We start from the raw sequence: 26,978 nt of genomic DNA on the forward strand, positions 1-26,978 counted from the left end.
ACCAGTTGTGGTACTTCGCTATTCGTCGGCATCGTGTCGGGCTTTCGCGCTGTGGTCGACCCGATGACCGAGGCTCCAGGAGCCACCACGCGTTTCGCGTCCGTGCGATTCGGTAGTGTCCCGGCCTATTGCTGCCAGCTTTGTCTTGAGCGTTCTGTAGCTGATGGAACCGGGCCTTCCCGGTCATCGGGGTGGATTCAGTAGACATCAGAAAGGCGTTGCGGGACCGCTTATTTCGGTACATCCGGCATAAGTCGTCGGGCGTCCAGTATGGGGCGGTCCAGCATATACGGGTCCGAACTGGACCACACTCGATAGGGAGGCTGATGATGGCAGGTGGGTCCACACTTCCCCGGCGGGCACTGGGCCGACGGATGCGCGAATTGCGCGCAGCGGCGGGGAAGAGTCAGTTGGCCGCCGGGCTGGCGATCGAGGTGTCGAAACAGGGCATCGGGCGGCTGGAGGACGGGCATGTCGTCCGCATCAGCACGGCGCAGTTCCGTGATCTGCTGGAGTTCTACGCGGCGGACGAGGAGACGAAAGACGAAGTGCTGGGGCTGCTCAAAGAGGTCAAAGCGGCCAAGGGCGACGCTTCGGGTGGGTGGTGGCGGGCATACGCCGACGTTGTGAACCCGCACTTCAATCACTATATGAGCCTGGAACAGGCGAGCTCGCGAATTACCAGCTTCCAACTCACTCTGCTGCCTGGATTGCTCCACACTTCCAGCTATCGCCGGTGGATCATTGACACGACCGATCCAGCGATATCGGAGCTCGAGGCAAGGCGGCATTTGAACTTGCTGGAGACACGACAGCGCAAGCTGTCGGAGTGCCCGGACTTTCAACTCGAGGTGTTGCTCTCGGAGTCCGCCTTGCGGCATCAGTTGGGTGGGCGGGAGGTGATGGCAGAGCAGCTGCACCACATCGCGGCGGTCGCGCAGACGCCGAATGTGTCGGTCCGGGCGATACCGTTCGGTGCGGGCCCACACCCGGGACTACTCGTCCAGTCGTTCACGCTGCTCTCCTTTCCGACCCCACGCTCCAGCCGCACGGCGGAGCCTCCGGTGGTCTTTGTCGAGGGTTTCACTGGTGGGCTATTCCTCGAGGACGAGGCTGTCATCGCCCGTTACCGGGAAGCCCTGCAAGCCATTCGAGATGTAGCGTTGACTGAGGACGGCACCAGCTGCCTGGTGCGGACGATCGCAGAGGAGTACGCGCGTGAGTAGACGCTTAGAGAGCGCGGACTGGTTCACGAGCAGCTATTCGCAGCATGGGGGAGAGTGCGTCGAGGTCGCCCACCTCGACGCCAACACGATCGGAGTGCGCGACTCCAAGGACCGAACCGGCCCAACCCTCCTCTTCACCCCCGCCGAATGGGACACCTTTACCACCGCCGTCGAGGCCGGCAGGTTCGACGACTCCATCGCATAGCTCGACATCGCCTGATCGGCAGCGGCATGTTCGAGCATGCCGACCGATAGCGTCAAGCCAATTCTCTTATCTTCCAACCAAATTCGACGCAAGTACCGGACAGCTCAGCTCGGCCGGTTACACGCGTCAGTGGAACGGTCCGGATGCTGCCGCAGTAGCCGGTGGATGTCTTCCGGATTGCGGGAGGGTGTGACCGCTGTCGGCTCCGGCCAGATCGGCTAGTGTGTGCTCTCGACGATTCGATCAGGTGGGGGTTACCGAATGGCGTTGTTGCAGGCCGATATCGATGAACTGCAGAAGCTGGCGGGCACGATGACTGTGGCGGTGAATCCGAAGCCGACTCCGGAAACTGTTCGATATCCGTCTGTTCTGCAGGTCGGCAAAGATGGGCAACAAGATTTCCGGGATAAGCTGAATAAACCTTCGGCAAGGGGTGGCCAATTTTTGGACTCCGCCATCCTCGATGGTGACAATCGCACCTATGACGATGAGTACGGTCGAACCGTTGCCGCCGATCGGGTTCCTTCAGCCCGGAAGTTTTCGTTCCGTCGTTCCCTCGTCGGTCTCGGGCTCGTAGTCGGAGCAATCGCTGCTTCTGGCTGCGAAAGCGGTGATCACGATGGTCTGCCGAAGTCTGCCTTACCGACTACCTTGCCGAGTTCGTTCGACCCCTGTAAAGACATTCCCGCCGATGTTCTGGCGTCGCTCGAATTGGTTTCTGAGGGGCGGTCGATTCCTCCGCGAATCGGCGGCGTCGGTGAACAATACAAAGGCTGCGAATTCCGGACGAAGGACGGCTACGCGCCACGGAGAGGCTCGAGCACTTACATTCAAGCAACTAATATGACAATGGACTACTTCACCAGAAACTTCGCTCCAGAACATCAATTCAATAGCTTCGACATAGCCGGAAGGAAAGTCGCAACATCGTCGTATACCGGCCTACCCTGTGTTCTGTTCATTTCTCTCAAAGAAGGAGGGGTCGAAGTGGGTCCGCTCTCGGTGGCGGAGCGCGATTCGTGCCAGGTGCTGACGGAGGTTGCTACCGCAATCATCCCGCATATTCCCCAGAATGCGTAAAGTGGCGCCTGTGCGCGACGGCCGCGAAGTGCGCATCTGCTCGGAAGCTTTATCTGTTAGCCGTATGTATTGCGGCTGTCGGGCTCCTGGCAAGTGCTGGTTGCGGAAAAGATGAGAGACATGGCGCTACGCCGCCACAGCTTCCTCCGCAATTGCCTTCGAAGTTCGATCCGTGCAAGGATATTCCCGCAGATGTCCTGACATCGCTGAACCTGGTTCCGGAAGGTCGTGTAATTCCGGCGCGCACCGGCGGTCCGTTGGAACAGTACAAAGGCTGCGATTATCGAGTGCAGGCCGCTGCAGCGTCGGAGCAAGGCCCTGACGTCTTTATTCAGGTTACCAACATGACGATGGATTACTTCGCCAACAATTATGCACCGGAACGTCAATTTACGAGAATGAAGATCGGTGGGCGGAAGTTGCCACCGCTGCTGCGGCGGACCCGTCCTCGTGCACTGTGCTGATCGCCCTGCGAGACGGTGGAGTGCAGGTAGGTCCTGATGTCATCGACCGGGACCCGTGCAGGAGTCTCGTCGACGTCGCCACGGCTGTCATCCCGCACATCCCGCAGGATGCGTAAGTTACGGCATCGGCGCACGCCTGCGCTCCACTGCTCGGTGCTGAATGTGAACTCGCCTATCACCCAGATGTCCTGGGGAGGAATGCCGATCGCCACCGGAAGGCGTTCGGCCGGGTCCTCGTGCCGGGTGCGGCCACCACCTCTCATCGGAGGGCTGGGAACCGGATGGTCGTCGGGGACGTCCAATCCGGTAACGAGGCTTTTCGGGCGCGTGGGCTCGAGGAGCAGGGGCGAGAGGGAGCGCTTTGGCAGGGTTGTTGCGGGTGGACATCGATGCGTTGGGCAAGGCGGTGCAGTCGCTGCGCGGTTCCGAACAGGTACTCGATGATGCGATGGGGAAGATGGCCGAAGGGGGCCACGGCAGTATCGGCACCAAGGAGCTCGACGACGCGGCCGATAGTTTTCAGCGTCGCTGGCACTACGGCATTCAGCGCATCGGGGAAATGGCGCGGGCAACCGCGGACGGCATCGATCGGTGCCGCGATACCTACCAGCAGACCGACGACGCCCTCGCCCAAATCCTGGCGCAGGTCGGAGAGACGGTAGCGACTGAGGGGGAGACAACAGCATGAAGGCGCAGAATCCCTATCCCAATCTGGGTTTCGATCCGGTGCCCGGAGCTCCGGACGATGTGTCGGCCCTGCGCGAGCAGATCAACACAGCTGCTGACGCGGTCAAAGAAACGAACGACCTGCTGAATCGCCTGCGCAACAGTGACGACGATGTGTGGAAAGGGCATGGGGGCGACGCCTTTCGCGCGCACTTCGACTCCACGTTGGCCCAGGACCTCGGCTACGCACAGTCCTCACTCGAAGGTGCTGTCGGTCTGCTCGACGAGTGGCACACCGGCCTCGTCGGTTATCAGGAGAGCGCTCGCGGCCTGGAAACCGAGGCCGCCACGGCGCGCGGAGAACACGCCCGCGCGGTCACCGCTCTCCAGCAGGCCCAGTCCAATCCGGACCTCGGCCTGGCCGGTACGCGTTTCTCCGATCCCGACCAGTTGGCCGCCGCGCAGTCTCGCCTGGACGCGGCAACGGCTCAGGTCCGTTCGGCGAGTACCGCGGTGGACAACTGCCAGGGACAGATCAATGCGATTATTCAGCGCGCCCGCGATCTCGAAACCGAGCACGACAAACTGGCTCGGCGAATCGCCGCCGAATTGGACGCAGCGGCAAAAGATTTCGCTCCGAGTCCCCCGGACAAGAGCATCTGGGACACGATCTGCGACGCGGTGAAAGCGGTCGGAAAGTTTCTCGACGAGCACCGGCAAGGGTTGCATCAAATACTCTCCGCCGTTGCGGCGATCGGTGGCCTGGTCGCGCTCATCACTCCGCCGCCTATCGACGCCATCGGGTTCGCGGTGGGGGCGATCGCGTCGGCAGGACTGCTTGCGCTCGACCTGACCGATCCGAAAGTGCGGGCCGGCCTGATGAACGGTGAGCTCGACGCATGGAAGACAGTCGGCCTGGACGCACTCGGTCTCGCACCGGCGGGCGGGTCGGTGGTGGCCGCGGGAAAGGTGGGCTGGGGCGCTCTCCGGGCCGGCGACGCGGCGGCCGAGGCGGTAACGGCGGTGTCGGCGGGCCGGCACGCTGCCGAGTCGATCGGCATGGGTGAGCGGGTGGGCCGGGCCATGTACGAGGCGGCGACTCACGAACCAGGCCTGTTGTCGAAGGGAATAGGCTCCGCCACCGACCTCCTGGGCAAAGTTCCCGGTGTGCCGAACAGTCTCACATCGGCGTTGGGAATGAACCAGGTCGCGGCTACCGTCTTCAAAGCGACGGGGGTTGCGGACGGTACCCACGTCACGGTTTCCACCGCGGAGGCGATCGATTTGTTCGCCCGGTCCAAGAAGGTGGTTTCGTCCTTGGTCGCGCCGTTCGGCGGGAACGACTGACCGATGGACGAGACACTGTCCGACGAGACGTCGATCGATGTCGAAGTCCGGATTCCCGAGGGGTTCATCCCACTACCACTGCGAGATATCGATGCGCCCGTGGCCCAGGTCGAGGACCTCTTCGCAAGCGCCCCGCCCGGAGAGATCTCCGCCGTGGCGCCCAAGGTCCTGCAGGCTCTTCGGATCTTTCTCAACGGATTGGGCTCGCTCGGAGCCGTCTACTGCGGTCTCGGAAAGCATCATGCGGCAGACGGCTCGGATGTCACGTCGACGCTGGTCATCAGCTCGGTCCGATATGGCGAGCCGAAGAACCCGCGGCTGACACTTGTCGACTACCTCGTTACTCGGGGACGTGCGGACGAGTACTTGCACAGCGAGGTGGTCGATTACGCCGGTAAGAACTTCCTGCTGTCGGACCGAGTCCTGCGATTGCCGACACCGGAATGGCATGGGCCGGAACAAGACATCGAGGACGATGCGCGCGTGTACCAGATCGAGGCGGTCGTGCCGTCCCGCGACGGTGCCGTGATCGCGGTCGCGGAATTGTCGACCCCGTTCGTCGACAAGGGAGAGGAATTCGTTCCCATGATGCTCGCGATCGCCTATTCGCTGGAGGTTCGGGGGTCGGTCCCGGCTTTCTCCCCGTCGTCACTGAATATGTGAGTGTGCCATGACCGGTTCGATCACCACGAGTCCACCGCCGGCGATCCACTGCCCCGCAACCCGCAGTGCCATGAGACGGATGGGTTGGCCGCGCACGCTGGGCCTGCTCATCGGGTTGGCTTGCGCACCACTGTGTGTGCTGCTTGTCGCACTTCGCGACAGCGCGTCCTCGCATGCGGCGCGTACGGCGCTGAGCCTGGCCATGATGGTGGCGGCGGTCGTATTCACGATCGGGATCACGGTCGGTGGCGGGATGGTGTGGATTCACCGCCGACGCAAGCGAGCATTGAGGCGCAATCCCTGGACGGTGTGGCCGATCAACTACATCTCGACCGGGCGATACGAGTGGGTGGAGTTGCTCGACCCGCAGCGGCAGCCGATTTCCGCACTGATCTCGAGCACGTGGCGCAAGGACATCGGGAAACTGGTGGGGCACGAGACAACCGAGGTCTGGTTTGCCGGAGACCCGCAGAAGTACGGTGTCATCTCCCGGCCCGGTGGCGGTGACCTCCGCTACGCGTACTACTCACCGTCGCGACAGCCGCCGCGCTTCACCTTTCGTGCCCCGGGGCGCGAGCGAGAGCAACGCCCGAGCGGATATGTGATGGCCGAACGGAACGGCCGGATGGTGATGGAACAGACCGGACGTGCGGCGCCGGAATCGATTCGACACGGCTCCAGATCCGACCCGAATTATCCGTCGCCACGGATGGTGCGCCGCGTGTCGGCCTTCGTGCTGGATGCGACCATTCATCTCGCGTGCGGCGTGACGTTGGGAGTACTCGCGAGTCCGCATTTTTCGACCGCGGCGCTGCGTGCGGGCGACCGAGAACATCTCGGGCTGAATATCGGGCTCGTCGTCCTCGGCTGGCTGGCAGCCTCACTCGTCGACAGGGTGGTGATCCAGGCGGTAGTTCACACCACCGTCGGCAAGTCGCTGTTCGGGCTGGTTGCCCTGCGCCCGGACACCGGCCGGTATCCCTCCTTCGGTCGTCTCCTCGCCATCTGGCTGTTCGATGTCTATCTACCGCTCGCGATCATCGGAAACGGCATCGGCCCGGACCACCCCGAGCACTATTTCCTGACCGCGGTTCGCCGCCGCGATATCCGCGAGTGAACCAGCCCGCGAACGACATGCCGTGATGCGGTGCCGACGAGACGTGGATCGCGGATAGTCCTCAGTTCGACGTCGGTGCCCAGTCGGCCGGGAAGGCGCGGTAGGTGCCCAGGGGTAGCCGGGCGTCGTAGACCATCTCGCCGGTCGGTGCGAATTCCGAGATGTGCGGAGCCATACCCCAGCCCACCAGTGTGTTGCCGTTGGGCAGTGGCTGGGCATCGCCCATGGCGAATGCGGTCAGGCCGTCGGGATGAGTCTGGTTGCGTACCAATGTGGCTCGATGATTGTCGAAGTCCAGGTGTATCCACTGCACACTCGACACGCCCAGTGTCTCGAAGCCGCTGGAGTTGTTGTTGAACAGGCGCAGGGTATTCGCATCGGCGAATTCCGCATCGTGCTGGAAGGCGAATTCGACGCCGGGGCCGAGGTCGAAAGTCGAATGCACGCCACCGAGTTGCCAGTTGATCGCGCCGGTGTGGATGTCGACGTCGTAGACGGTGGAGGTGTCGCGCATCGAGATCACCAGATTCCCCGCGGGATCGAGCGCGATCGAATTCATGTGATACGGGTCGTAGGTATTGCTGCCGGGAAGTGTGCCGGGCGTGGTGGTGTCGGTGAGCGGAACGTGCTCGGCGGCGCTCCAGCGCAACAACACTCGCCTGGTCGCCACATCGACCACCGTGGCGACGGTGTCGTACATCGTGCCGTTCTTCGGGCCGCCGATCGCGGACAGATCGGCGTCCACCTCCTGGTACGACGTGATCAGCGCGCGGCCGTCGGGAGTCAAGCGGAATTCGTGCACGTCGCTGGGAGCGCCACCGGCATCCAGGGTTTCGATGACGGTGCCGTGTTCGTCGGCGATGTAGTCGGCGCCGGAACCGTGGCCGCCGACGGTACCGCCCTGCCACCACGTCAGCACCGGCTTGCCCTGATACGTCTGGGTGCGGAAATTGGAGACGTCCTGTCCGGCGGGCGGGGTGTAGCGCCACACTTCGTGCCCGGCCTTGTCCACGACGATATTCGCCGGCGCGGTCGCGGGAACGGCCGACAGCGCCTTACCGGCGCCGGGCACCAACGCCGCCGCGCTGACACCGTTGCTGTAGTAGATATAGCCGGGCGTGGCGGCCGGAGTATTCACATCCACGATGTATTCGGGTGCGCCGATCGGGAAGCTCGGCAACGGTGCCGCACTCGCGCCGTGCGAGATCGATGCCGCGCCGATGCCGACCGAGGTCGCCGCCAGCGTCGCAGCGGTGCGGCGAAGGTTCTTGGCAATCCTGCCCATGAGTTTCCCTCAGTTGAGTCGACCGATGATTGCGCAGAGCGTAGACCCGCTTCCTGTGGGAACGGTGAAGGCAGGCCGAGCCCACGCTCGGCCCGGCGAATCACCGTCTTCGGCCCTCACGCCGCCTCCAGCGTGCGGCGGGCGTAGGCGCGGACGTCGGCGTCGGTATCCGCGAGTACGACCTCGAGGGCGGCGCGGACGGCCGCGTGGTCGGGCCAATGCGAGAGCGTGAGGACGGAGGCCTTGCGGACGTCCGGATGGGGGTCGGTCAGCGCGGATTCGAGCGCCTGTGCCGCGGCTTCCGGACCCAGACCGGCCCAGCCGCGGGCGCCACCCTCGCGGACCTGCCAGGCCGAATCCTTCAGCGCCGCAGCGAGGATCGCCGCGTCGGAAGAATCGCCGAGGCGTGCCAGTGCGGCGAGGGCCGCGGCGCGGACCAGCGGATCCCGGTCGCCGACCAGGGCGCGGATCGTGTCGGCGCCGCCGGTGCCGACCTCGGCCAGGCCGCGGGCGACCGCCACCCGGACCTCCCGGTTCTCGTCGAACGCGGCGGCGGTGAGAGCGGACCAGTCGTCGAGGGAGACCAGTGCGCGCACACCTTCGATGCGCACGCGGTGGTCGCTGTCCACCACGGCCTTGCCGAACAGGTCCGCCGAGCCGCGGCGCTGGGCGCGCAGCAGGTCCACCACCGCGGCACGCACCAGCGGATCGGGCGATTCGGCGTGTGTGGTCAATTGCGGTGCGGGCGGCAGGATTTCGATCAACTCGCGCAGGCCCGAAACCGCTGCGGCGCGAACGCCGGCGTCGTCGTCGGCGAGGGCCGCGATCAGCGCGTCGGCGAATCCGTCCGGGGTGCCCTCGGTCAACACCGACAATGCGGTGGCTCGCACCCGTGGGTCGGCGTCGTCCAGGTAATCCCGCAGTTCGGCGACGGACGGGCCGTCCAGACCGAGCAGAATCGCGATCCGGGGTGCGGCGGAGTCGTCGGCAGGGGCGGGGATGGTGATTCCGGGACGGGGTGCGGCGCCGGTGGCCGATGCTCCGGTACGGGGTGGGCCGGCGATCAGTTCCGGTTGTGCCACCGCGACCGGCTCGAGCTCGGCGCGCGGCAGATCCTCCCATTCCGGCACCGGCACGAAATACGGAGCGACCGGGCGCTTCAGGAATTCCATCTCGCCGTCGGCGCCCTTGCGCAAGTTCAGGTGGTAGCGCCAGTCCTCGTCGTTGCGTTCGGGCAGGTCGGCGCGGTCGTGGTAGAGGCCCCAGCGCGATTCGGTGCGAGTCAGCGAGGAGCGGGCCGCCATCTCGGCGCAGTCGCGGATGAAATCGACCTCGGCGCATCGCATGAGTTGGTGCGGGGTGTCCGCGCCCATGCCGGCGATCTCCTGCCGCATCCGTTCGAAGGTCTCCACCGCGAGCGACAATTTGGTCTGCGTCTTCGGCGGCGCGACGTAGTCGTTCACGAACCGACGCAACTTGTATTCGACCTGCTGCTGCGGCGGGCCGTCGGGATGGCGCAGCGGACGGTAGATCAACTCGTGCGCCGCGGCCAGCTGGTCGTCCGGAAGAGTGTGCGGCGCTGGCACTTCCGTCAGAGTCGACGATGCGTGCTCGCCCGCCAGATCCCCGTAGACGAACGCCCCGATCATGTAGTTGTGTGGCACGCACGCCAAATCACCCGCCGCGTACAACCCCGGGACCGTGGTGCGCGCATGTTCGTCCACCCACACGCCCGAGGCGGAATGCCCACTGCACAAACCGATTTCGGAGATGTGCATCTCGATGTCGTGCGTTCGGTAGTCGTGACCGCGGTTGGCGTGGAAGGTGCCTCGGGTCGGCCGCTCGGTGGTGTGCAGGATGCCCTCGAGCGCGTCGAGCGTCTCCTCGGGCAGATGCGAGACCTTCAGATAGATGGGCCCGCGCGCGGACTCGATCTCCCGCTTCACCTCCGCCATCATCTGCCCGGACCAGTAGTCCGAGTCGACGAAACGCTCACCGGCGGCGTTCACCTGATATCCGCCGAACGGATTGGCGACATAGGCGCAGGCCGGCCCGTTGTAGTCCTTGATCAGCGGATTGATCTGGAAGCATTCGATGCCCGACAACTCCGCGCCGGCGTGATACGCCATCGCGTACCCGTCGCCGGCGTTGGTCGGATTCTCGTAGGTGCCGTACAGATAGCCCGACGCCGGCAGTCCGAGCCGGCCGCACGGTCCGGTCGCCAGGATCACCGCCTTCGCGCCGACTGCCACGAACTCCCCGGTCCGGGTGTTGAGGGCGGCCGCACCGACCGCGCGACCACCGTCGGTGAGTACGCGCACCGGCATGAGCCGGTTCTCGATCCGGATCCGTTCGCGCATCCTGCGCTGCCGTAGGACGCGGTAGAGCGCCTTCTTGACGTCTTTGCCCTCGGGCATCGGCAGTACATAGGAACCCGAGCGATGGACTCGGCGCACCGCGTACTCGCCGTAGGCGTCCTTCTCGAATTTCACACCGTAGCGCTCCAACCGCTGCACCATGGCGAAGCCGCGGGTCGCGGTCTGATACACCGTGCGCTGATTGACGATTCCGTCGTTGGCGCGGGTGATCTCGGCGACGTAGTCCTCCGGCTCGGCCTTACCGGGAATGACGGCGTTGTTCACCCCGTCCATACCCATGGCCAGGGCGCCGGAATGGCGTACATGTGCCTTCTCCAGCAGCAGAACGTTCGCGCCGTTCTCCGCTGCGGTGAGCGCGGCCATGGTGCCGGCGGTTCCGCCGCCGATCACCAGCACATCGCAGTCCAGCCGCACGGTGTCGGACAGCTCGGGGATCTTCATCAGCACACTCCAGAGAGGTGAATAGTCGGGGCGACAGCGCATGGGCACCGGCGCCGCGCCGGATTTGGCACAGCTCGCCATGCCGGCGGCTCGGCAGGCGGCGGGAGAGAGGCCGGGGGCGGCTCAGGCAGCGGCCGACCGCGGCGAACGATCGAGAGCGGCGAGGATTTCGGCACGCTCGGCACTGCGATCGACGTCCTTGCCGCGCGGGTTCGGCACCGCGATCAGCGAATGAAGCGCACGGTCGGTGCCGCCGAGTACCGCGACCCGGTCCCCGAGGGTCAGCGCCTCGTCCACGTCGTGGGTGACGAACACGACCGTAGTGGGGTGGGTCTGCCAGGTTTGAATCAGAAGTCGTTGCATGGTGATTCGCGTCGGAGTATCCAGAGCACCGAACGGCTCGTCCATCAACACCGCCCGCGGGGCACCCGCCAGCCCGCGCGCGAGTTGTACGCGCTGGCGCATACCGCCCGACAGGCTCTTGGGCAGATAGTCGCCGAAACCGGTGAGCCCGACCTCCTCGATCCAGCGCTCGGCCTGCGCCCGACGGGTAGCCCGCGGCTCCCCGCGCAACGTCAACGCCAGTTCGATATTGGAACGCACAGTGCGCCACGGCAACAGCGCATTGTCCTGAAACACCATCGCCCGATCGCGGGAGGGGCCGGTGATCTCGTCGCCGTCCGCGAGCGCACGTCCGGAGCGGGGCGGCAGCAGGCCGGCCAGTGCACGCAGCACCGTTGACTTCCCGCATCCGGACGGTCCGGTCAGGACGAGGATCTCGCCCGCGCGGATATCGAGCGTCAGCCCGTCCAGCACAGGAGCGCCACCGTAGCGAAGCTCCACCTGATCGAGCCGCAAACCCATTGCGGTCGAGCTCATTTCGTCACCTCCCCGGCACGCGGCAGCCAGCGAGTGGCGCGCCGTCCCAGCAATTCGATGGCCGCCGAGGTGGCGAAGCCCAGCACGCCTATGGTGATGATGCCGACGAACACACCGGGATAGTCGACGATCGTGTACGCCTGCCAGGTGCGGTAGCCGACCCCGAGGCGCCCGGATATCATTTCGGCCGAAACCACACAGATCCACGCCACCCCGATCCCGACCGACAGCCCGCTGAACACGCCCGGCAGGCTGCCCGGCAACACCACCCGCACCAGGACGTCCCAGCGGTTGCCGCCCAGCGTGCGCACCGATTCCTCCCAGATGGTCGGCAGTGCCCGCACCGCGTGCCGGGTGCTCACCATGATCGGGAAGTAGGCGGCGAGGAAGGTGATGAAGACGATGCCGGCCTCATCGGTGGGAAACAGCAGAATGGCCACCGGCACGATCGCGATCGCCGGAATCGGTCGGGCCAACTCGGTCAGTGGTCCGAAGATATCGGCGAACCAGCGCGAACGCCCCAGCGCCACGCCGGTCGCGACACCGATCACCGCGGCCAGCCCGAAGCCGCTGAGAATGCGGATCAGCGATTGGCCGAGGTCCAGCCAGAAGGTGTCGGTCTGCACCTGCACTTGCAGTCGGTGCAGGATCTGGGTGACCGTCGGCAGCGTATCGAAACGGACCCACAGCCGAATATGGTTGGCGGTCACCACCTGCCAGGCGATCAGCGCGACGACGATGGAGGCCACCCGAACCAGCCGCGAGCCCCACAGCCGCGCGGTGCCGTCGTGTCCGGCGGCCGCCGCGGGGGCAGTGGTTTCCTGTGCGGTAGTGATGTCCGGAGGGGTAGCGTCGACCGACATGGTGGTGGCGCTCATGACCGCACCTCGCCGATGGCCTGGTCGTAACTCACCGCGACCGCGCCGGGATGGCGGGCCTGATACCGCTGCACCGCACCGGGTGTGATGAAGGGCAGGTAGGTATCGCCCTCGCGCACCCACTGCGCCTTGTCCGCGAACCAGCGAGTGCCGAGTTCCGCATCCGGCACGTAGGCGGCGCGGATCTTCTGCCCCTGGGCCCGAGCGGCTTTCACCGCGCGCAGCAGATCGGTGGGGTCGGCCGCGGGCTGCGCGGCGGACCGGCCGTCAAACCAGATCTCGCCGGCGAGAGCCGCATCGGAGATCGGTTTACCGGTGCTCGGGTCGATGCCGGTAATCGGCGCGGGATTGGCGAAGTTCGCCACGGCCGCATCGTAGTTCGCACCGCGTTCGGCGAAGGCCTTGCGCAGCGGGGCATCGTCGACGAATTTGTCGATATCGAAATCGGCGAAGTCGCCGATCGACTTCAAATACGGAACGTCACCCTTGAACGCCTGGACGAGCTGCGGCTTCAGGGGCGTGTCGAACGAGGTTCCCCCGGGTCCGTTGTAGAGGTAGACGACCTCCGCCGGCAGTCCGGAGTTGTCAGCGACCAGCTGCGCGGCTTCGAGCGGTTTCGCGTGCAGGAAATCGGTGGCGTCAAGTTGCGCCTGCAGGAATGCATCGAGCACCTCGGGATGGGATTTCGAATAATCACGACGTGCCACCACACCGTGGAATGTCGGCACGTTCAACTCGGCGCCATCGTAGAGCAGCTTGGCCTTGTCCTGGAAAACGAGCAGGCCGGGCCATGCCACGAACTGCGAAAGCGCCTGCACCTGACCGGATTCCAGCGCGGACGCGCCGATCTGCGGTTGCTGATTGAGCACGTCCACACCGTGCGCGGGGTCGATGTTCGCGCGGCTCAGCGCCTGGCGCAGTGTGCCGTCACCGGCGGAGCCGACGCTCGCGGACACCTTCTTTCCGGCCAGATCCGACAGTGACGTCGCCGTCGAATTCGGGGCGGTGACAACCATATTCAGGGAGCCGCGCGGCTGGTAGCCGGTGATCGAGACCAGTTCGGTGGCCGAACGCTCACTGGCGGAGGTTCGGGAACCGTTGATCAGCAACGGATAATCGCCCATCGAACCGATATCGATCTTCTCCGCGACCATCTGTGCGGTGATCGGTGCGCCGGTGTCGTAGTCCTGCCATTCGACCTGATATTTCGGCCCGCCCTTCGCGGTCAGGTCGTTCAGGCGCTGCTCCAGGAAGCCCTTGGCGCGCAGCAGCGTTCCGGCGGTGACGGTATTGATGGTCTTGGATTGATAGCCGATGACTACCCGGACGGTGTCCCCGGATCCGGTCTGCTCGAGCGAGCATCCGGCGGCCAGGGTGGTGATCAGGGCGGCGGCGGCCAGTATGCGGGCACGACGGTACTTCATGGTATTTCCTCGAAATAGGGCCGAGGGGCGGCCACTGAAAGAATCCGCTGCGCGATTCAGCGCAGCAGATACGGCATATTGACGGTGACGGCGCCGGTGGGACAGCGCGCCGCGCACGGACCGCAGTACCAGCATTCGTCGACGTGCATGAACGCCTTGCCGTTGTCCGGATTGATCGCCAGCGAATCCAGCGGGCAGATCTCCACACACAGCGTGCACCCCTCGATGCACAGCGATTCGTCGATGGTTACCGGGACATCAGCCCGCTGATTGACCGACGCCATGGCGGCTCAGCCTCCAATCGTTGCTTTCGGTGGTGCGAATCAGGCTGTCGCGCAGTGTGATCCGATCGCCACGCATGCGTATGTACTCGAGGTCCACTGGGCGCCCGTCGGCGAGATAGGTGAGACGCTCCAGTAGCAGCAGTGCGCTGCCCTCGGGGGCCTGCAGGGTGGCGGCGCTGTGGATATCGGCGGTGATGGCCTCCACCGCCAGATCGGCCGAACCGAGCGACTGGCCGCTGATCTGTTCGATGAGCCCGAAGATGTCCTCCGACCGCAGATCGCAGTCGAGTACCTGCTCGCCGATATCCGGGGCCAGATAGGTGTGGTCCAGGCTGAGGGGCAGATCGCCGAGGTAGCGCAGCCGCTCCAGGTAGACCGCGGATTCGCCGGGGTCGAGACCGAGCCGGTTGGCGACCGCGGGCGGTGGCGTGAGGCGCACTGCCGCGCGCACCTCGTTGCGCACCTCGCCGTGCCCACGCAGCGTTTCCTTCAGGCCGCGTAGACTGTCCAGTCCGTGATCGTATTTGCGTTGCGCCACATAGGTTCCCACTCGCGGGACGCGGCCGATGAGGCCCTCGTCGCGCAGTAGTGCCAATGCCTCGCGCACCGCATTGCGGGAGACGGCGAATTCCGCGGCGAGTTCGGATTCGGTGGGTAGCGGGTCGGAGCACTGGCCGGTGTGGATCTGCTGGCGCAGCACATCGGCCACCTGGCGGGCCCGATCCACCTTGCGGATGGTGCGGGCGCCGGCCCCGGCCGTCGTATCCGCCCTGGAAGCCGGGTGGTCGGCAGCGGACCCGTGCTGCTGACGCAGGGGTACCGGATCGGCCGTCATCTCCACCTCCTCATGCTTGTGACCTGCGGTTTCCGAGCGTAACGGCGGCGCCTGGGCGGGAGTGCCGGGCGGGCGGGCGGCAATGGCCGGGCGTGCGGTTATCCGCCGCCCGCCCGAGCGGCGGACCTGCTGAAATCCGGGCGATCGAAGGTAATGCGCCACCTGCGGCGATGCGGGCCCGCATTCGAATCAGTGTGAGCGCAATACGTGCCGTGACCGTTCGCTGGCGCGGCGTGGAATCGGGATGTTACCGTTTTACACATGTCCACCAGCCGTTCGAACCGCGCACGGGTCACCTATGTGACCGTGGCGCTCGGTGTGCGGCTGCCGCGGCAGCGGGAACTGTGTTGTTCCCGGCCGCGCAGCTGAGACCGCTCCAGTCGTCCGTCTGTCGACCCTTTTCGGGCCCTTCTCGCTGCCTTGTTGCCGATGTAGTCGTCTCTTCACGAGACTTTCGACAAGGACTTCGCCCCATGACGAGCCCCACCCTCGAACGACAGTCTTCCCCTTCTCGCCCGCGGCCGATACGCAGTGTGCCTCGGCCGGTGGTGCCGCCGGAATTGCGGATCACCGACAACCCGGCGGCCGCCGTCCTACGTGCCGCCACTCGCGGGCCCATCTTCCGCGATAATGCCGCTCAGACAACCGGTTTGAGCATCGCCACCGTGAATCGGCAAGTGTCGGCGCTACTTTCGTCCGGACTGTTGCGAGAACGCGCCGACCTCACCGCATCCGGTGCGGTCGGACGCCCGCGCGTGCCGTTCGAGGTCGATACCGACCGATTCGCCACGCTGGGCGTCCATATCGGTGCGAATCTCACCCGGATCGTGGCCGCCGATCTGTCCGGCCGCATCCTCGGCGGGTTGGAGATCGCCACCCCGCAGGCCGCGCAGGAGGCGGCCGTCACCATCATCGCGCGCAGCGCCAAGGCCTTCCTGGACCGATTACCGCGGCGCCGGCCGTTGTGGGTCGGTGTGGCGCTGGCCGGACGGGTCGATCCCGTCGCCGGCGTCGTGGATCATCCCCGTCTGGATTGGCAGTCGGCGCCGGTCGGCCCGATCTTCGCCACCGTGCTGGACCTGCCGGTTTCGGTCGCCGCCCACGTGGAGGCGATGGCCGCCGCCGAACTGCTGCTCACCACCGGTGCGCCGGATCGTTCCGGCGCTCAGGACCGGCCCGGCAGCAGCCTCTACATCTACGGCCGAGAGACGGTCGGTGTCGCGGTCACGCTGCACGATCGCGTCTACACCCCGGCGAACGGTCCGGGTTCGATCGCGCATCTGCCGACCGGATCCGATATCGATTGCTCGTGCGGCCGGCGGGGCTGCTTGGAGGCCACGGTCGGTGAGGCGGCGGTGCTGGCTCGCGCCGTGCGCGCCGGCATCGTGCCGAAGCGGGAGGCGCCGCGGAAACCGGTGATCGCCGAGCTGTACCGTGCCGCCGAACAGGGTTCCGGCCCGGCTCGCGACATGCTGTTCGAGCGGGCCGAAATCCTCGGCAACACAGCGGCTCTCGTGCGCGACATGTTCAATCCCGATCGGGTGGTGCTGGGCGGTCAAGCCTTCACCGGCTACCGGCCGGGGCTCGAACGGGTCGTGCAGGCATTCGGTCGTGCCACCGCGCTTGCCCCGGCGGATCTGCGGATCAGCCGATTCGGCGGGCGGGTCCAGGAGCATGCCGCGGCCGTCACCTCGCTCAGCGTCTGCTACGCCGATCCGCTGTCGGCGCTGCGCCGGGCAACGCGCTCGCGCTGAGGAGCCGGGGCGAGTCCGTGAGCGCAAAGATCCGGCCGGGGCGGTCCACCGTCCCGGCCGTGGCTGTCGCCCTCTCGGTGAAGGTCGCGCGATCGTCGCCTCCCTGGCCTCACGCCGGCTTGAGGCCGGTCAGCACACCTGTCGACGGCTGCACCGTCCGATACTCCAGGGTCTGAAATCCTGCTCGCTCCAATGGATTCCGATATCTCCGGATATCGATCTCGGTGGGATCCATATGCCTGCTGAGCAGCTTCGTCAGCCGGCCGTGCACACCCACGGGCGCCATATCGGCCAGGAGAACTCGTCCCCCCGGACGTAGTACGCGCCACATCTCCGACAGGGCGTTCCCGCGATCCGCCTCGGGAATGTGATGCATCCCGAACGTGCAGGTGACGACGTCGAACGACGCGTCGGGCAGAGCCAGCGACTGGGCCACGCCGTAGTCGAAGCGGCAGTTCGTCCGGCTGCCGGACCGGGCGGTGGCGTACTCGACCATCTCGCGGGCGGCATCGATGCCGACGACCTCACCGCGTGGTCCGACCCGGTCGGCCAGCGCGAACACCAATGTGCCCGGGCCGCTGGCGATATCGAGGGCGCGTCCGCCCGGTTCCGCGCCACTGGCGGCGGCGAGGTCGGCCGCGTGTCGTCGGCGTCTGCCGCCGAAGAAGACGGTGGTGAACGCGCTGTAACCGCGCGGATTGGTGATCAGGATGCCGTGCGGGTCTTGTTCAATTCGGAACATGTGTTCATGATCTGGTGAAGCGGCTGCTCTCACCAGAAGCAAAAGCACCGAAACCGTTCGTTTCCGCACACCCGGAGGCACAGTGTCCGACAACGACCGCCGCGTTCGACGGACCCGTAGCACCCTGCATCGTGCCCTGATCGAGCTCATGATCGAACGTCCCTACGACCGGATCACCGTGCAGGACATCCTCGACCGCGCCGACGTCGGCCGCTCGACGTTCTACGCCCACTTCCGCAGCAAGGACGACTTGCTCGTGGTGAGCGGGACCGAATTTCTGCGGGCGGCGCTCGGCCGGCGCCCCGGTGACCCGATACGAACCATCATCGAACTGGCCGAGGGACACCGGGAGGTGTACCGCGCGCTCCTCGGCCCGAAGAGCACCATGGTCGTCGTCCGCGGCACTCAGCGGATGTTCGCCGAAATTCTCGCCGATCAGGGTAGTGAAGAGCCCGACACCACGTTCCTGTCGTGGGGGCTGGTCGGGCTCCTTCCCGCGGTAGCCGAAGGCCGCACCACCGCTCGGGCGGCCTGCGAGGTCATTCGGCGAACGAGAGTTTCCGGCGGAACCGGCCCGTCCTGATCACGGCGGCGGATCACTTATCCGCCGTCGTGAAAAGACCCTCCAGCGCGGTGATGAAAAACGGGAAATGCCCGGCGAATCGGTGCAGGTTCGGGTCGCGATCGAACCCGCCGAACCAGTAGAGCCCGGCCTGACGGTCGGCCCCGGGATCCATATCGCGGAAGGTGCGGATCCAGTTGTCGGCCCGGCCGCCGATGATGGTGAACGGCAGGGCCCGTGAGAACAACAGCTCCCGGTCGGCCGGCGGGATCTGATCCGGCCGCTGCGCGTCCAGGCCGTTCTGCAGGGCCTTCACCTGTGCGGCGAGTGCGCGGCCCGCGGCGGTCCGCGCCGGCAGATACCGCCCGAGCAGCAGCATGGCCGCGCCGCCGAGCGCGATGGCCACGCCGACCAGCGCATATCCGCCGGCTACGGCGAGGCCGACGGTGGCCCCCACCCCGATCACCAGCAGTGCGATGCCGATCCAGAAGGCGAGTCCGCGCCGATCGTGATCGATCAGCGTGCCGCGTTCGAGGGCGTCCCGGCGCAGTGCGGAGCGTACGGGCTCGGCGGCGACACGTCCCGGCGCTCGCAGTTCCGACAGCAGAACCGAGTCGGCGCCCTCGGGCAGCAGTGTCGTATAGGCGTGCTTTTCGTAGCCGCGCAGTTGATCGTCGACGGGATTCACCCGGGTGATGCGCCAGTCCGAATCGCTCACCGGCGCGATCCACAGATAGCGCCGCACCGCCAGATCCACCACGGTGGCGGCGATATCGGCGGCATCGGCGGAGCCGTCGAGCAACAGGCCCGCCTCACCGGGCAGGATGCCGTCGGGAGAGACGAATTCGCTGTGGTTTCCGTCGCGCTGCACCGGATCCAGGGTTCCGGTCGAGGTCAGGGCCGCGGCGTCCTGGCGGCGAGCCCAGGCCAGATAGGCGCCGAAGGCGGCCAGCGCCGCGAGCAGCACACCGAAGGCGATCAGCACCGGTGCGGTGACGGCGAACGCGCCCGACCCGCGGCCGCCGCGAATATCGGCGTTGGCCTTCACCGTGCCGGGCGGCACCTGCAGGGTCACATCGAGGATGTCGCCCTTGTGCAGATTCTCCTCGTGCATGGTGAGTACGCCGTCCGGTTCGACGCGGGCGTCGTTGCATTTTCGGGTGCTACCGACCGAGCCGACCGTGCAGTCGGCGATCCCCATCCGATAACTCGGGCTGATCACCGAACCGTCGAACGAGGCGACATCGGTGTTGAGGGCTCCCGTCCAGTGGAACAGTTGCGTCCCCGGCGCATCGCTGACCGTGCCGTGCACGGTGTACTTGAACGACGATTCCCCCGGCGGCGCGTCCACGCTGAACACATCACCCGCCACCTTCGCCGAACCCGGTCCGGTACTGGAGATGTCGGTCACACCGAAGCGGCGTTCACTTCCGTCGTCGCGTCCCACCCGCAGCGGCAGCGCCATGTGGAACTGCCCGCCCGGCGGCACCTTCACGGTTTCGGCCACCTCGAGCAGACCGGCCTCGCTGAGTTTGACGTCCGCGATGATCGACACACCCGTGGGCTCCTGCGCCCGCGCGGCCGGTGCTGCGGCGAACAGCCCGGCCGCAATAAACAACAGAGCGCCGAACGCGCCCCCCCGAAAGATCAGCATGGGGCAGTAGCTTAGCGGTGGGCCACTGTGCGAGCAGGCGTCGCGAATTCGGCGGCTTGCTATTCTGCGTCGGCGGCTGTCGGCGGCTGTCGGCGGCTGTCGGCGGCTGTCGGCGGCTGTCGGCGGCTGTCGGCGGAGAGCGTGGCTGTCGCGGGATGAGGAACGGACAAGGGGGAGTGGGGGAGTGAGTCGACCACCCTACGGGCACGGCCCGAATCCGCCCGGCGGACGGCCGGTTCCACCCTACGGACCGGGCGGCCGGCCGCGCCCGGGGCCGCCGCCGGGGTACGGCCACACCGCACAGCCCGGATATCCGCCACCTCCCGGCTATCCGCCCCAACCGGGTTACGCACCGCCCACCGGGCCTCCGCCGTACCCTGCCGCTCCGGCTTATGGCGGACGCCCCGGATATGGTGCGGGACAAGGTTATCGACCGTCCGCGCCGCCCGGACATCGCCCACCCGTGCCGCCGCCACGGCCGTACGGTCCGGCCGGTCCGCGCTCCGCTCCGCCGCGCAAGCGAGGCGGCGGGGGCTTCGGCGCGGTCGTCGTCGTGGTGTTGCTGATCGTCACTTCGGGCCTCATCCGCTTCGCCGTGCGGACCGGATTCGACGCGGCCTCGCACACGGGTGAACACGGCAACTACAGCTACAGCCCGCCGCCCGGAAAGGATTCCGCGGGCGTCCCCGAGACCGGCGCCAATCCACTCCTGGCCGACCCCGGTTCACCGCTGAATCCGGCGCGCTGCCCGTACACCCCGTGGAGCACGCAGGTCGACGCCGCGCGCGCATTCTTCGAAAGTGCCGCAGCCTGTCTGGCCGACGCCTGGAAGCCGGTGCTGGAGCGGGCGAAGTTGAGTTTCACCCCGCCGAAACTCGTTGTCACCGCGACCACTTCGGGCATCACCACGCCGTGCAGTGGCTCGAGCAGCAATTTCGCGGCCTTCTACTGCGGTGCGGATCAGACCATCTACATGCCGATCAGTCAGCTGCAGACGGATATGTTCCACGATCACTGGGAGATCTACCTCTCGGTTTTCGCCCACGAGTACGGTCACCACATCCAGGCGTTGTCCGGGATCCTCGGCGCCGCCAACAAACAACGCCGCCAGACCGGCCTCTACAGCGACGAGGGGCTCGATCTCTCGCGGCGAATCGAATTGCAGGCCAACTGTTTCGACGGCATGTACTTCGCGTCCTCGGCCGGCGGGAAGTCGCTGACGCCGGTGCAGGCGCAGTCCGCGCGCAAGGATGCCTACGGCCGAGGTGACAGCGCCGGCGATATGCGCAGCCACGGCACCGCGGAACACGCCGGCGACTGGTGGAGTACCGGATTCGACAAGAACGCGACCGCGCCGTGCAACACCTTCATCGCGCCGTCCGGACAGGTGAGCTGATCCGCCATGCCGCGACCGCCGAGATACCCACCGCCGCACGGTGTTCCGCCGCACGGGCGCCCGCCGTACGGCCCGCCGCCCGGGTACGGCCCGCCGCGGGGCTATCCGCGGCCACCGTACGGTGCGCCGCTGCCGCCGCCGGGTGCGTATCCGGTCGGTCCGTACGGCGGTCCGCCGTTGCCGCCGCCCGGCTATTACGGCCGTCCGTATCCGCCGCCGAGGTCCGGTGGCGGCGCGGTCGGTGCGGTCTTCGCCGTGCTGTTCGTCTTCGTGGTGGTCGGCGGCTTGGTCTCGTTCGCGACCATGGGAGGTCGTGACAATTCCTCGGCGTCGTCGTATTCGACGTCGGCGCCAAGTTTTACGTATACGTCGCCGACGTGGGCCACGAGCACGAGCGACCCGTCCACCTCGAGTTCCGAGGTCACCACCTACTCCACCTCGGCGCGCTCCACCACCACCCGGGCCGCGACGCGAACCACGCGCGCCGCGCCGACATCGACGAAACCGGCCGGACCGCAACCGGTTGCCGCCACCGCGAGCAATCCGCTGTTCGTCGATCACGACTCCGGTCTGATCAACATCGAATGTGGTTATCCGCGTTGGGGTTCGAGTGTCGCGGCGGCCACCGCCTTCTTCAACGCGGAGAAGGACTGCCTGGACCGGATGTGGCAGCCTGTTGTGCAGGGGGCGAACCTGCCGTTCTCGAGTCCGACGGTCAGCGTGCCCGCGCGCGGTGTGGACGCCGTCTCGCCCTGCACCAGTTCGGGCGGCAACTACGCGGCGTTCTACTGCTCGATCAACAATACGATCTATATGCCGCTCGATCACCTGCAGGTCGATCAGTTCGGTGACCAGGCCGAAATCTACGCCTCGGTGTTCGCACACGAATACGGACATCATGTGCAAGGGATCTCCGGCATCTCCGACAAGGAGAACAAGGATCGCTACGACGCGGGGGCGCGGTCCGCGGCCGGATTGGAGTTGTCGCGTCGCCTGGAGCTGGAAGCGCAGTGCTTCGGCGGAATGTGGGTGGGCTCATCGCAATTCGTCGGCTCGCTCACCACGGATCAGGTCGGAAGGATTCGCCGGACCAACTATCGTCGCGGCGACCAAGCGGGCGATATGCGTGATCACGGTACGCCCGACCACTACGGGGCGTGGTACGACCAGGGGCACGACAACAACCGCACCTGGATGTGCAACACCTGGAACTCGCCGTCGGATTCGGTGTCGTGACCGGCGGCCGAATCCCGTCGATGTGAGGGGCCCTACCGCTCCTCCCGCAACTGTGCCAACCATCGAGCACCCTCGTCGGGGTCCGGCGTTTCCCCGCCGATGACGTCCAGTACCGCATGTCCGAGGCAGGCCGCCGCCATGACCCGGTCGGCGACGGCTTCGGCATCACCCCACGGCAGGTGAGGTTTGGCGATGAGCAGTGACGCGATGCCGTGGGCAGCGGCCCAGAGTTCGAGCACCAGCGGCATCGGGTCGCCGGGTGCGATCACGCCGGAGTCCATCGCCTCCCGCACCGTCTGCGAAAAACGTTGGAACGCACCACTACTCAGCACCATGTCCACCGCGGAGGGACCTTCGCCGGGTGAGGCGGCGGTGGCGACTCGGTATTGACCGGGGTGCTGCAAGGCGAAGCGCACGTAGGCCAGGCCCTGCTGACGCATCCGGGACATGGGCGAGACGGTGGGGTCGCTCGCGGCGCCGACGGCGGCGTCGAGATCCTCGAAGACCTCGGCCACCGCGGCATCGATGAGGTCGTCCTTGTCGGCGAAATGGCGGTAGATCGATGGTGCGGTGACGCCCACCAGCTTGCCGACCTCGCGAATCGACACCGAATCCGCATTACCGGTGCGTGCCAGCAACTCTTGTGTCGCGGCGAGGATTTCGGCGCGCAGCTCGGTGCCGGAACCGCGGGCGGAACGAGGACGGCTCGAACGTGTCACGGGCGCCCCGCCGGTTCCGGTTCCGCGGCGCGCTCCGGCGTCGCGGGCGTGGGATGTTCGGTGAGACCGAACCGCTCGTGCCAGCGTGCCAAGGGGCGCGGAGCCCACCAGTTTCCGCGGCCCATCAGCCGCATCAGCGCCGGAACCAGCAGCATGCGGATGACGGTGGCGTCGGCCAGCACGGTGATCGTGAGACCGAGTCCGAACATCTGCATGAACGACACCTTCGCGGAGATCATGGCGCCCAGCACGATCGCCATCAGCAGGGCGGCCGCGGTGATGATGCGACCGGTCCGGGCGACACCGACGGCCACCGAACGGTCGTTGTCGGCGGCGGTGCGGTCGGAGGCCAGCCAGGCCTCGCGGATGCGGGAGAGCAGGAACACCTCGTAGTCCATCGACATCCCGAAGGCCAGGCAGAACATCAGGATCGGCATCGTGGGCACCAGGAAGCCGGTGGGCGTGAAGCCGAGCAGTCCGGAGAAATGCCCCTCCTGGAAGATCCACACCATCATGCCGAACATCGCGGTCAGCGACAGCGCGTTGATCACCACGGCTTTCAGCGGGAGCACCACGCTGCCGGTGAACAGGAACAGGACCACGAAGGTCGCCAGTGCGATCAGCGCGATCGCCAGCGGCAGCCGTTGTCCCAGTGCGTGCAGGGAGTCCACGTTCATCGCCGCCGCACCGCCGAACAGCGCCGGCGAGGGCGCGGGCACATCGCGCAACGCCTGCAGCTGATCCTTGGCCTGTTGCGAGTAGGGATCGAATGTCGATGTGACGGTGAGATATTGCCCCGAGTCGCCGGCCATCCCCGGCGCGGCGCCGCCCATCCGGGCGCCGGACACGTAGACGCCGCTGCTCGACAGCACCGCGTTCACGCCGTCGACCTTCGACAGCGCCGTGGCGTAGCCGCTGATCGCCTGGGGTTCACTCGGCGCACCCGGCAGCACGATCGTCGTCCCCGTTCCGGAGTTCACGGCGGGGAATTCCGCCCGCAACTCGTCGCCGACCGCGCGGCTGGTCGAGCCGGCGGGCAGCACCCGGTCGTCGGGATAGCCGAACTTCACCCCGAGGAACGGCGCGCCGGCCGCGAGCAGCACCGCGATGATCGCGATGGAGACCGGCACCGCCCGCCGCATCACCCAGGTGACCGTGCGATACCAGCCGGATTCCTGCTCCGGTCGCGGTGCGGGCTCGGGGCGGCCGAACAGTTTCCGGATCGCCACCCGCAGATTCCAGGAATTGATCCGGTCCCCGAGCAAGACCAGCGCCGCGGGCAGAATCACGATCGAGGCGATCGCGGCGGCCGCGACCACCGCGACCCCGGCATAGGCGAACGACTTCAGGAAGTACACGTCGAAGACGCTGAGCACCGCCAGCGCGAGCGCGACCGTCAGCGCGGAGAACAACACCGTGCGTCCCGCGGTCTGCACGGCGCGCACCGCCGCGGCCTCGTGGCTCGACCCCGCGGCCAATTCCTCGCGGTATCGGCTGACGATGAACAGGCTGTAGTCGATCGCCAGGGCCAGTCCCAGCGCGGTGGTCATATTCAGCGCGTAGATCGATACATCGGTGAAGAGGGTGAAGCTGCGCAGGATCGCGAGCGTGCACAGAATCGCGAAGATCCCGACCGCCAGCGGCAGCGAGGCCGCGATCACACTGCCGAACACCAGGATCAGCACGATCGCGGTGAGCGGGACCGCGATGCCCTCGGCCATCGCCAGATCCTTGGTGACCTGGCTGTTGACATCGTGGTAGACAGCGGCGATTCCGCCCGCCTGCACCGTGATACCCGGCGTGGAATCGGGCAGGGTGCTCGCGATCTCACCGGCGGTGCGCTGGGCCTTGTCGTCGCCCCCGGTGAGATAGGCCATGACCAACGCGCTCTTACCGTCGGTGCTACGCAGTGCGGCGGCCAGCTGCGGCGGACTGGTCCAATACGAGCGGACGCCGACGGTGTCGGAGCGACTGCCGAGCCGGGTGGCGATGTCGGCGCCGACCGAGCGGGCCGCGGCCGACTCCACGCCCTCGTCGGCGTGTACCAGCAGCACCAGATTGGGCTGGGCGCCGTTGAACTCGTCGGCCACCAATTGTGCCGCGCGGGTGGATTCGGCCTTGTCGGAGGTGAAACCGCCGGCTTGCAGGTGGGCGGTGACCGTGGCGCCGAAGCCGCCGCAGATCAGCGCCAGGGCGAGAGCAGCGAAGAGCACCCGTTTCGGGTACCGGGTGGCGAGCCGTGCGATGCGGGTCAGCATAGGTGCTCCTCGGGCGGCCGGCGTTGGGTAACGGCGTTAGCGTAACGCCGTTACCCTAGCCGGGCGCAAGCGGAAAGCCGGATCGGCGTCAGCGACCCCCGTCACCGGCGGGTCGCTCATCGCCGCCGTGCGGATGATGACCGAACAACCCGCGCGGCGCGTGGCCGTGGACGCCCTCGACATAGGCGGTCTCGGCATGCAGGGCGAAGTCGATGCCGCCGATCTCGTCCTCCTTACTGACCCGGAAGCCCATCACGCGATCGATCACCTTGCCGATCAGATAGGACACACCGAAGGACCACAGCGCGACCACCACGACGCCGACCGCCTGTTTTCCGAGCTGGGCGAGTCCGCCGCCGTAGAACAATCCGCGCGAGCCGCCGGTCATCACCCGGTTCGCCAGCAGGCCGATCAGCAGAGTGCCGACCACGCCGCCGGTGAAGTGCACGCCGACCACATCGAGCGAATCGTCGTAGCCCGCCTTGAATTTCCAGCCCACTGCGAACGAGCAGACCACACCGGCCGCCACGCCCACGATCACCGCGCCGAGGGCGTTGACCGAACCGCACGAGGGCGTGATCGCGACCAGACCGGCCACGGCGCCGGAGGCCGCGCCGAAGGTGGTCGGGCGGCCGTCGCGGATCTGCTCCACGATCAACCAGCCGAGCATGCCCAGACAGCCCGCGACCAAGGTGTTCAGGAAGACGGCGGCGGCCAATCCGTCGGCCTTGAACGCGGATCCGGCGTTGAAGCCGAACCAGCCGAACCACAACAGCCCGGCGCCCAGCAACACGAACGGCAGATTGTGCGGGCGCATCGCGTCCACCTTGAACCCGATCCGGGGCCCCAATACCAACGCCAAGGCGAGAGCCGAAGCGCCGGAAGCGATTTCGACCACCAGACCACCGGCGAAATCGAGTACGCCGAAGGAGGCCAGCCAGCCGTTCGGACCCCATACCCAGTGCGCGATCGGAGCGAACACCACCAGCGCCCACACCGGTACGAACACCATCCACGCGGAGAATTTGGCGCGATCGGCGATGGCGCCGCTGACGAGCGCGACGGTGAGGATCGCGAAGGTCAGCTCGAAGGTGGCGTACAGCAGTTCCGGAACGCCGCTGCGTACGGTGCCCGGGGTGATGCCGGTCATCGCGAAATGTTCCAGTCCGCCGATCAATCCACCGCCGGCGTCGTCACCGAAGGCCAGGGTGTAGCCGAACAGCAGCCACACTACGGTCACCAGCGGGATGGAGATGAAGCTCATCATCAGCATGTTCAGCACGCCAGTCGTGCGCACCATGCCGCCGTAGAAGATCGCCAGGCCGGGAGTCATGAGCAGGACCAGGGCGGTGCTGGTCAACAGCCACGCCGTGGCGGCGGGGTCGATGGTCGGGGGCACGGACAACTCCTTTTCCACACGCGTTCGCGTGGCAAGAAACTACCGAACCCCCTGTGTTCGGCCGACGAGCGAGTCTGGTACTTCCG

General features: G+C 66.6%; 24 protein-coding genes. 11 read left to right on the forward strand and 13 right to left on the reverse strand.

Annotated features, from left to right (window positions below; genetic code table 11):
• Positions 1–329: 329 nt before the first annotated feature.
• The 3 genes from C5E41_RS13700 (at position 330) to C5E41_RS13710 (ending at position 2,511) form a co-directional block, all read left to right on the forward strand.
• A complete protein-coding gene (locus C5E41_RS13700; RefSeq protein WP_258080970.1) occupies positions 330–1,226 on the forward strand; it encodes a helix-turn-helix domain-containing protein in 897 nt (298 codons plus the stop codon).
• Complete coding sequence (locus C5E41_RS13705; protein WP_104376205.1) at positions 1,219–1,431, forward strand: DUF397 domain-containing protein; 213 nt, start codon at positions 1,219–1,221, stop codon at positions 1,429–1,431. The genes C5E41_RS13700 and C5E41_RS13705 overlap by 8 nt, the downstream gene beginning before the upstream one ends.
• 261 nt (positions 1,432–1,692) lie before the next feature.
• A complete protein-coding gene (locus tag C5E41_RS13710; RefSeq protein ID WP_104376206.1) occupies positions 1,693–2,511 on the forward strand; it encodes a DUF3558 family protein in 819 nt (272 codons plus the stop codon).
• A 385-nt stretch (positions 2,512–2,896) separates the two neighbouring features.
• Here C5E41_RS13710 and C5E41_RS13715 read toward each other — a convergent pair whose 3' ends face one another.
• Positions 2,897–3,187 (reverse strand): hypothetical protein, encoded by a 291-nt coding sequence (locus tag C5E41_RS13715; protein WP_146097538.1) that lies wholly within the window; start codon positions 3,185–3,187, stop codon positions 2,897–2,899.
• A 167-nt stretch (positions 3,188–3,354) separates the two neighbouring features.
• Between C5E41_RS13715 and C5E41_RS13720 the strand changes: the two genes are divergently transcribed.
• From C5E41_RS13720 to C5E41_RS13735, 4 genes are all read left to right on the forward strand, one after another.
• Positions 3,355–3,663 (forward strand): hypothetical protein, encoded by a 309-nt coding sequence (locus tag C5E41_RS13720; protein WP_146097539.1) that lies wholly within the window; start codon positions 3,355–3,357, stop codon positions 3,661–3,663.
• Positions 3,660–4,988 (forward strand): hypothetical protein, encoded by a 1,329-nt coding sequence (locus C5E41_RS13725; RefSeq protein ID WP_104376209.1) that lies wholly within the window; start codon positions 3,660–3,662, stop codon positions 4,986–4,988. The genes C5E41_RS13720 and C5E41_RS13725 overlap by 4 nt, the downstream gene beginning before the upstream one ends.
• Positions 4,989–4,991: 3 nt before the next feature.
• Positions 4,992–5,651, forward strand: coding sequence for a hypothetical protein (locus C5E41_RS13730; RefSeq protein ID WP_104376210.1), 660 nt, complete (start codon positions 4,992–4,994; stop codon positions 5,649–5,651).
• 79 nt (positions 5,652–5,730) lie between these two features.
• On the forward strand, positions 5,731–6,768 hold the full coding sequence (locus C5E41_RS13735) for an RDD family protein (protein ID WP_181063236.1): 1,038 nt from the start codon (positions 5,731–5,733) through the stop codon (positions 6,766–6,768).
• A gap of 61 nt (positions 6,769–6,829) precedes the next feature.
• Here the strand turns inward: C5E41_RS13735 and C5E41_RS13740 are convergent, their stop codons facing one another.
• From C5E41_RS13740 to C5E41_RS13770, 7 genes are all read right to left on the reverse strand, one after another.
• On the reverse strand, positions 6,830–8,053 hold the full coding sequence (locus C5E41_RS13740) for an arylsulfotransferase family protein (protein WP_104376212.1): 1,224 nt from the start codon (positions 8,051–8,053) through the stop codon (positions 6,830–6,832).
• A gap of 116 nt (positions 8,054–8,169) precedes the next feature.
• Complete coding sequence (locus C5E41_RS13745) at positions 8,170–10,872, reverse strand: fumarate reductase/succinate dehydrogenase flavoprotein subunit (protein ID WP_104376306.1); 2,703 nt, start codon at positions 10,870–10,872, stop codon at positions 8,170–8,172.
• Positions 10,873–10,995: 123 nt separating this feature from the next.
• Positions 10,996–11,751, reverse strand: coding sequence for an ABC transporter ATP-binding protein (locus C5E41_RS13750; protein ID WP_258080957.1), 756 nt, complete (start codon positions 11,749–11,751; stop codon positions 10,996–10,998).
• Complete coding sequence (locus tag C5E41_RS13755) at positions 11,748–12,587, reverse strand: ABC transporter permease (protein WP_439956342.1); 840 nt, start codon at positions 12,585–12,587, stop codon at positions 11,748–11,750. Before C5E41_RS13755 ends, C5E41_RS13750 begins: the two co-directional genes overlap by 4 nt.
• A 38-nt stretch (positions 12,588–12,625) precedes the next feature.
• Positions 12,626–14,053 (reverse strand): ABC transporter substrate-binding protein, encoded by a 1,428-nt coding sequence (locus C5E41_RS13760; RefSeq protein ID WP_104376214.1) that lies wholly within the window; start codon positions 14,051–14,053, stop codon positions 12,626–12,628.
• A 56-nt stretch (positions 14,054–14,109) separates the two neighbouring features.
• Positions 14,110–14,337, reverse strand: coding sequence for a 4Fe-4S dicluster domain-containing protein (locus tag C5E41_RS13765; RefSeq protein WP_030516520.1), 228 nt, complete (start codon positions 14,335–14,337; stop codon positions 14,110–14,112).
• On the reverse strand, positions 14,312–15,172 hold the full coding sequence (locus C5E41_RS13770) for a GntR family transcriptional regulator (RefSeq protein ID WP_104376308.1): 861 nt from the start codon (positions 15,170–15,172) through the stop codon (positions 14,312–14,314). The genes C5E41_RS13765 and C5E41_RS13770 overlap by 26 nt, the downstream gene beginning before the upstream one ends.
• 473 nt (positions 15,173–15,645) lie before the next feature.
• Between C5E41_RS13770 and C5E41_RS13775 the strand changes: the two genes are divergently transcribed.
• Positions 15,646–16,926, forward strand: a complete 1,281-nt coding sequence (locus C5E41_RS13775; RefSeq protein ID WP_104376215.1) for an ROK family protein — start codon at positions 15,646–15,648, stop codon at positions 16,924–16,926.
• A 109-nt stretch (positions 16,927–17,035) separates the two neighbouring features.
• Here C5E41_RS13775 and C5E41_RS13780 read toward each other — a convergent pair whose 3' ends face one another.
• Positions 17,036–17,668, reverse strand: a complete 633-nt coding sequence (locus C5E41_RS13780) for a class I SAM-dependent methyltransferase (RefSeq protein ID WP_146097540.1) — start codon at positions 17,666–17,668, stop codon at positions 17,036–17,038.
• A gap of 82 nt (positions 17,669–17,750) precedes the next feature.
• On the opposite strand from C5E41_RS13780, the gene C5E41_RS13785 reads away from it, so the two are divergent.
• Complete coding sequence (locus tag C5E41_RS13785; RefSeq protein ID WP_258080959.1) at positions 17,751–18,251, forward strand: TetR/AcrR family transcriptional regulator; 501 nt, start codon at positions 17,751–17,753, stop codon at positions 18,249–18,251.
• A 13-nt stretch (positions 18,252–18,264) separates the two neighbouring features.
• Here the strand turns inward: C5E41_RS13785 and C5E41_RS13790 are convergent, their stop codons facing one another.
• Positions 18,265–19,884, reverse strand: coding sequence for a DUF2207 family protein (locus C5E41_RS13790; protein ID WP_104376218.1), 1,620 nt, complete (start codon positions 19,882–19,884; stop codon positions 18,265–18,267).
• A 463-nt stretch (positions 19,885–20,347) separates the two neighbouring features.
• Between C5E41_RS13790 and C5E41_RS13795 the strand changes: the two genes are divergently transcribed.
• Positions 20,348–21,280: a neutral zinc metallopeptidase gene (locus C5E41_RS13795; RefSeq protein ID WP_104376219.1), complete on the forward strand. Its 933-nt coding sequence runs from the start codon at positions 20,348–20,350 to the stop codon at positions 21,278–21,280.
• Positions 21,281–21,286: 6 nt separating this feature from the next.
• Positions 21,287–22,516, forward strand: a complete 1,230-nt coding sequence (locus C5E41_RS13800; RefSeq protein WP_104376220.1) for a neutral zinc metallopeptidase — start codon at positions 21,287–21,289, stop codon at positions 22,514–22,516.
• Between the two features lie 32 nt (positions 22,517–22,548).
• Here C5E41_RS13800 and C5E41_RS13805 read toward each other — a convergent pair whose 3' ends face one another.
• From C5E41_RS13805 to C5E41_RS13815, 3 genes are all read right to left on the reverse strand, one after another.
• Positions 22,549–23,235 (reverse strand): TetR/AcrR family transcriptional regulator, encoded by a 687-nt coding sequence (locus C5E41_RS13805; protein ID WP_104376221.1) that lies wholly within the window; start codon positions 23,233–23,235, stop codon positions 22,549–22,551.
• Positions 23,232–25,493 (reverse strand): MMPL family transporter, encoded by a 2,262-nt coding sequence (locus C5E41_RS13810; protein WP_104376222.1) that lies wholly within the window; start codon positions 25,491–25,493, stop codon positions 23,232–23,234. Before C5E41_RS13810 ends, C5E41_RS13805 begins: the two co-directional genes overlap by 4 nt.
• Before the next feature lie 88 nt (positions 25,494–25,581).
• Positions 25,582–26,892: an ammonium transporter gene (locus tag C5E41_RS13815; RefSeq protein ID WP_104376309.1), complete on the reverse strand. Its 1,311-nt coding sequence runs from the start codon at positions 26,890–26,892 to the stop codon at positions 25,582–25,584.
• Positions 26,893–26,978: the final 86 nt, after the last annotated feature.

This window comes from Nocardia nova (genome assembly GCF_002933465.1).
In the GTDB taxonomy this organism is placed as follows: domain Bacteria; phylum Actinomycetota; class Actinomycetes; order Mycobacteriales; family Mycobacteriaceae; genus Nocardia; species Nocardia nova_B.